Source organism: Priestia endophytica, from assembly GCF_026790145.1.
In the GTDB taxonomy this organism is placed as follows: Bacteria; Bacillota; Bacilli; order Bacillales; family Bacillaceae_H; genus Bacillus_I; species Bacillus_I endophytica_A.
In genome coordinates, this window is record NZ_JALAMS010000001.1 from 645,516 (window position 1) to 651,515 (window position 6,000).

A 6,000-nucleotide genomic window follows, 5' to 3' on the forward strand; every position below is an offset into this window, starting at 1 on the left:
GGGGACTCTTTTTAAAAAATGTTAAAATAAAGAAAAAGTATGTTCGGAGTAGTAGTCCACGTTGTAAAGAGGGGGAGAAAGTGTATGCCAAGATGGTTGCGAAAGACGTTTATTGTGTTAATTACGGTGTTTACGTTTGGCCTTGTTAGTCCGCCAGATTACTTGTATATAGACGATGTAAAAGCGGACAAGCCTGAAAAGCAAAGTTATATTGAAGATGTAGCAATTCCATATAGTGAAGAAACCTCTTATTCTTATAGTCCACCTCTTTCAAAAGAAGACTTTGTAACAAATGCCTTAGCTGAAGCAGAAAGTCAGTCCTTTCAAAAGTTTGGAACCAAAATTTCACCTGTTATTGAAGAGGAATTTAGAGAAGCAATTCTACCAAAGATTGAAGAGGCTTTAACAGAGGTATCAGAACAAGCTGACGAAGGAGAGTTGTCCAACTTAGGAATTACCGAGTCTCCTTCTGGAGGATATGGAGAAAAAATCTTTAATGTATACAATCGGGAAACAGGAGAAGATGTCATTCGTTTTCACGTCAGAAGAGATCACCCGCCAAAAGATGGATATTGGTTTAACTTTCATTATCATACAAGTGAAGACGGCTTTCAGAAACATTATGATTTAGGAAAAATTTATTGGAATCAAAATATGCCGCCAAAATGGTTAAATTAAACATCGAAGAAGCGTCGTAGAAATACGAGCGCTTTTTTTATTGCACCCTTTTTGCCTTATCTTTTTCATAGAAAAAGAAAAAGCGGTATGCTACACTAAAATCTATATTAAATGGCTTTTGAAAAAGGTTAAAAAATAAGATAAAATAAACGTGCTCTTGGAATCAAAAGGATATTTCAGTTTTTACATATGTTGAAGAAACAAAAATGGATGGAGAAGTGAGGAAGAAAGATGAACAGTTATCGCCAAAAAAAATTCGAATATGTAACAAATAAATATCAAAATAGAGGAAGACTGCTTATTAGTTGTAACGACAAACCAGGGATTGTCGCAAAAGTGTCTCAGTGGCTTTTCGAGTGTAAAGCAAACATTGTTGAATCAAACCAATATTCAACAAGTCATACTGATGGTCTTTTTTTTATGAGAATAGAGTTTGAATGCCCTGATTTTCAAAAGCGTTACAACGAACTTAAGAAGTCATTTCATGAAGTTGCTTCATCTTTTGAAATGGACTGGCAACTACAATCAGCTTCAAATCGCAAAAAGACAGCGATCTTTGTTTCTAAAGAAGATCACTGCTTACAGGAGCTTCTTTGGAACTACGAGCGAGGAGAGCTTTATACAGATATAGCGATGGTTGTTAGTAACCATGAAACAATGCGAGAGTTCGTAGAAAGTAAAGGCATTCCTTTTCACTATATTCCAGTTACAAAAGAAACAAAGCCAGAAGCAGAAAAAGCGCAGCTTGAACTTTTAGAAAGCAACAAAATTGATTTTGTAATTTTAGCTCGCTATATGCAAATTTTATCTTCTGATTTTGTCACAAGACATCCGAATCGCGTTATGAATATTCATCATTCTTTTTTACCTGCATTCGTTGGAGCAAAACCATATGAGCGTGCATATGAGCGCGGTGTAAAGCTTATTGGAGCAACGGCTCATTATGTAACAGATGAGCTTGATCAAGGACCAATTGTTGAGCAAGATATTGAGCGAGTTGACCACCGTGATTCAATTGAAGAACTAAAAAGAATTGGTCGTTCGGTTGAAAAAAGCGTTTTAGCTCGCGGTGTAAAATGGCATTTAGAAGATCGTATTCTTGTTTATGGAAATAAAACGATCGTTTTTGATTAATGATAAGAAGTAAGTGAGAGGAAGGGATCAAAGTGAAACAATATTTAGATCTATGTCAACACATTTTAAACAACGGTACGAAAAAAGAGGATCGAACAGGAACGGGAACAATTAGTACGTTCGGTTATCAAATGCGCTTTGATCTTAAAGAAGGTTTTCCACTTGTAACAACAAAAAAGCTTCATGTAAAGTCTATTATTCATGAGCTTCTTTGGTTTTTAGCAGGAGACACAAATGTTGCCTATTTGCAGGAAAACGGAGTAAGAATTTGGAATGAATGGGCAGATGAAAAAGGGGAGCTTGGCCCTGTATATGGACATCAGTGGCGCTCATGGCCGACGCCAAACGGAGAAAGCATCGACCAGATTTCAAATCTCATAAAACAGATTAAAGAAACACCAGATTCACGTCGTCTTATCGTAAGCGCGTGGAACGTAGCTGATATCGAGAATATGGCACTTCCTCCATGTCACTGCCTTTTTCAGTTTTATGTAGCAGATGGTAAACTATCTTGTCAGCTTTATCAGCGTTCTGCTGACGTGTTCTTAGGTGTTCCGTTTAATATCGCGTCATATGCTCTTTTAACAATGATGATTGCCGAGGCGTGTGATCTAGAAGTAGGAGAATTTATTCATACGCTCGGTGATGCGCACATTTATACAAATCACATTGAACAAGTAAAGCTGCAGCTTACACGTGAAGAGCGTGCGCTGCCAAAAATGAAAATTAATAAAGACGTTAAGAACATCTTTGATTTTACGTATGACGATTTTGAGCTTGTTGGATATGATCCACATCCGCATATAAAAGGAGCTGTTAGCGTATGATTTCTTTCATCGTTGCAATGGATGACAATAATCTGATTGGAAAAGATAATGCTTTACCATGGCATCTTCCTGCTGACCTTGCTTATTTTAAAAAGGTGACAACAAATCATACAATTGTAATGGGAAGAAAAACATATGAGTCGATTGGTAGACCTCTTCCAAACCGGAAGAACGTTGTGTTAACGCACAGTACATCATTCCAAGAAGAAGGTGTAACGGTTATTCATTCATTGGACGAGCTGAAAGAAATGGCGAACCGTTCGAATGAGGAGCTGTTTATTATCGGAGGAGCTCGTCTTTATGAACAGCTACTGCCTGTTGCAGATCGTTTGTATGTTACCCACATTCGTGCTACGTTTGATGGAGATACGCATTTTCCTGCATTTTCAAAAGAAGAATGGAAGATAATAGATTCCAAAGAGCATAAAAAAGATGAAAAAAATGCTTATGATTATGAATTTGCTGTCTATGAACGAAGCTAGCATTACACTTCTCGGATGAAAACAGGACGAGAAAGAGGGAAAACCAGCTTTTAAAGGGGGTTCCAACATGATTCGTACAATTTATATTGGTGGTTATTCACTTTCTTCTCTTTTTTTTAGTTTATCTGAGCTAAATCGTGTTCGAAATCTTCCACCTTTAATGTCGCCTGCAAAACGGGACAAGGAAGTGCATGATAAACCAAAAAAATGGGGACGTAAAGTTATTGAATTAACCGGATCCAAAGTAGAAGTAAACAAAAAAGAGAGGCTGTTGGATGAGCCTGTATTATTTGTTAGTAACTATCAAGGCCCATACGATATTCCAGCTCTTTTAGGCTATATTCAAAAGCCTTTTGGTTTCTTCTCAAAGCAAAAGTTTGAAAACTATCCGCTATGGAATCAATGGATGAACTCTATGCATTGCGTCCTTATGGATCGCAATGATAGTACAAGAATGAAAGAAGCTTATCGTACAGGAATTCATTTATTAACACAAGGTCATTCATTGCTCGTATTTGCTGAACGTAAAGAAAAAGGTTCCAAGGATTTGCATCATCTTAACGGAGAAGACCTTTCAATGGCAGTAGAAGCTGGGGTGCCCATTGTGCCAGTTTCTATTGATGGAACGAAAGAAATTGATGAGCAAGGAACATTTCGCATTCGTCCGAGCACGCTGTCTGTTCATATTGGTTCCCAAATACGGGAGCATTTAGATGATACTATCACAAAACCGCAGTTGATTAAAAAAGTAGAAGAAGCCCTTCAAGGTGGCCTTCTAAAAGAGGGCGCAGAAAAAGAGGATCAATCATGATCCTCTTTTTTTATTGCAGACGCATCTCTTCTTCGTATTTATCAAGCTCTTTCATCATATGATGAAAAGAATCTGAGTCTACAAAATCATCTCCATGCCAATTAGCTGAAACCCATGCTATAAGCTGTGAAGGACTATTGAAAACTTCTCCACTTATATCTTCTTTTCGAATCATATAACGACCGTTTTCATCATCAAGCGTTACTAAACAAGGGATCGCACTTTCTTTACTTTTTAGGGTGAATTCCATCTGCAATCTCCTTCTCACTTTTCTATTAAAAAGGGAGTTCCTCCTTAATATAAGAAGTTTTAATAGGATTATCTGTTAGTTTATGTAATTTTCACATAGTGAAATGATGAAATTTATAAAATATAGTGATTTTTCTTAATTTTTTGTGCTATAATGTACAAATTAAAAAGGGAATGAAAAGGAAGGAAGTTGATTATGAGCCAGCAAGTAGAAACAAAGAAAAACATTCATCTTGAGGATGTGTTGATCGCTCATCAAACAATTAAAGATGTTGTGGAACATACGCCTCTTCAAAAAAGTGATCTTTTATCAGAGCGCTATGAATGTGAAGTTTATTTAAAAAGAGAAGATTTACAAAACGTCCGTTCCTTTAAAATTCGCGGAGCTTATAATAAAATCAAAAAGCTATCAAAAAAAGAACGAGAAAACGGCATTGTTTGTGCAAGCGCAGGAAACCATGCGCAAGGAGTTGCATATGCCTGTCAACATTTAAAAATCGATGGGAAGATTTTTATGCCTGCCACAACTCCTAAACAAAAGATTAATCGGGTTACATTTTTAGGAAAAGAATTTGTGGAAGTTGTCTTAACGGGCGACACATTTGATGATGCTTATGCTAAAGCGGCAGAGTGTGGTATAGAAGAAGGAAGAACGTTCATTCATCCGTTTGATGATCCTGATGTCATTGCAGGACAAGGAACAGTTGCAGTTGAAATGCTAAATGATACAGAGAAAGACTTTGATTACGTTTTTGCAAGCATTGGTGGAGGAGGGCTTATCTCAGGAATCGGTACCTACATTAAAAGCGTTTCTCCTCAAACACGAATTGTCGGTGTAGAACCTGCAGGGGCTCCTTCAATGCATGAAGCTCTAAAAAAAGGAAGTGTTCAAACGCTTCAACATATTGATGGATTCGTAGACGGAGCAGCAGTAAAAACGGTAGGCTGTTTGCCATTTCATATCTGTCAACAAGTTATTGATGATATTGTAGTTGTGCCGGAGGGGAAAGTTTGTACAACAATTCTATCTCTTTACAATGAAAATGCTATTGTAGCAGAGCCTGCAGGAGCGCTCTCAATCGCAGCTCTTGATGCGTATAAAGATCAAATTAAAGGAAAAACCATTGTTTGTATCGTAAGTGGCGGGAACAACGATATTGGCCGCATGCAGGAAATTAAGGAACGTTCAAAGCTTTACGAAGGACTACAGCACTATTTTATCGTAAACTTTCCACAGCGTGCAGGGGCCCTTCGAGAATTCCTTGATGAAGTATTAGGGCCAACAGACGATATTACAAGATTTGAATATACGAAAAAAAATAACCGTGAAAGCGGACCGGCGTTTGTGGGGATTGAAGTGAAGCATAAAGAAGACTATTTTCCTCTTATTGAACGAATGAATCAAAAAGCTTTCCCATTTACAGAGATTAATAAAGATAGTCAACTTTTCCACCTATTTGTCTAAAAAAAAAATTAATGAAGCGTCATAATATGACATGATTTTACGTTAAAGGGAAGTTATAATAGAGAAAAACGGGTGAAAAAGAGGGCTGATCTGCTTGTTATTTAAAAGTTTGGAATTTAAGCTTGCAAATGGACAAAAAGTAAAGGTTATTGAAATTCCAGTTGTGCCACATCATCATCCACTTTCGTTTATGATTTCTGTTCATTTTGAATCGTTCGTCAAAATGATTGAAAAAAAAGAAATCCGAAAAGAACTCTATTCATTTAAGGAATATATGAAAAAACATTGTAAATGGACAACATATGAGCAAATCTTTTTAACAGTTCCTTTAAAACATAATGCTTAAAAAAAGAA

The 6,000-nt window shown here is 36.8% G+C and carries 8 protein-coding genes; 7 read left to right on the forward strand and 1 reads right to left on the reverse strand.

The features are described 5' to 3' along the window. The first annotated feature begins 84 nt into the window (after window positions 1-84). From MOC86_RS03300 to MOC86_RS03320, 5 genes are all read left to right on the forward strand, one after another. Window positions 85-678 (forward strand): YpjP family protein, encoded by a 594-nt coding sequence (locus tag MOC86_RS03300; RefSeq protein ID WP_268582701.1) that lies wholly within the window; start codon window positions 85-87, stop codon window positions 676-678. A gap of 231 nt (window positions 679-909) precedes the next feature. Further along, window positions 910-1,812, forward strand: coding sequence for a formyltetrahydrofolate deformylase (gene purU / locus MOC86_RS03305; protein WP_268582703.1), 903 nt, complete (start codon window positions 910-912; stop codon window positions 1,810-1,812). Window positions 1,813-1,844: 32 nt separating this feature from the next. Continuing rightward, entirely contained in the window at window positions 1,845-2,639 is a 795-nt protein-coding gene (locus MOC86_RS03310; protein ID WP_268582704.1) for a thymidylate synthase, read from the forward strand. Next, window positions 2,636-3,121, forward strand: coding sequence for a type 3 dihydrofolate reductase (folA, locus tag MOC86_RS03315; protein WP_268582705.1), 486 nt, complete (start codon window positions 2,636-2,638; stop codon window positions 3,119-3,121). Before MOC86_RS03310 ends, folA begins: the two co-directional genes overlap by 4 nt. 67 nt (window positions 3,122-3,188) lie before the next feature. Then, entirely contained in the window at window positions 3,189-3,932 is a 744-nt protein-coding gene (locus MOC86_RS03320) for a lysophospholipid acyltransferase family protein (protein ID WP_268582706.1), read from the forward strand. A 10-nt stretch (window positions 3,933-3,942) separates the two neighbouring features. On the opposite strand, the gene MOC86_RS03325 is transcribed toward MOC86_RS03320, so the two are convergent. After that, window positions 3,943-4,182 (reverse strand): hypothetical protein, encoded by a 240-nt coding sequence (locus tag MOC86_RS03325; RefSeq protein ID WP_268582707.1) that lies wholly within the window; start codon window positions 4,180-4,182, stop codon window positions 3,943-3,945. A gap of 195 nt (window positions 4,183-4,377) precedes the next feature. Here MOC86_RS03325 and ilvA point away from each other — a divergent pair, with 195 nt between their 5' ends. Both ilvA and MOC86_RS03335 read left to right on the forward strand, forming a co-directional pair. Next, on the forward strand, window positions 4,378-5,646 hold the full coding sequence (gene ilvA / locus MOC86_RS03330; RefSeq protein ID WP_243513437.1) for a threonine ammonia-lyase IlvA: 1,269 nt from the start codon (window positions 4,378-4,380) through the stop codon (window positions 5,644-5,646). Between the two features lie 94 nt (window positions 5,647-5,740). Beyond that, window positions 5,741-5,992, forward strand: a complete 252-nt coding sequence (locus MOC86_RS03335; RefSeq protein WP_268582708.1) for a DUF2535 family protein — start codon at window positions 5,741-5,743, stop codon at window positions 5,990-5,992. The last annotated feature ends 8 nt before the right edge of the window (window positions 5,993-6,000 follow it).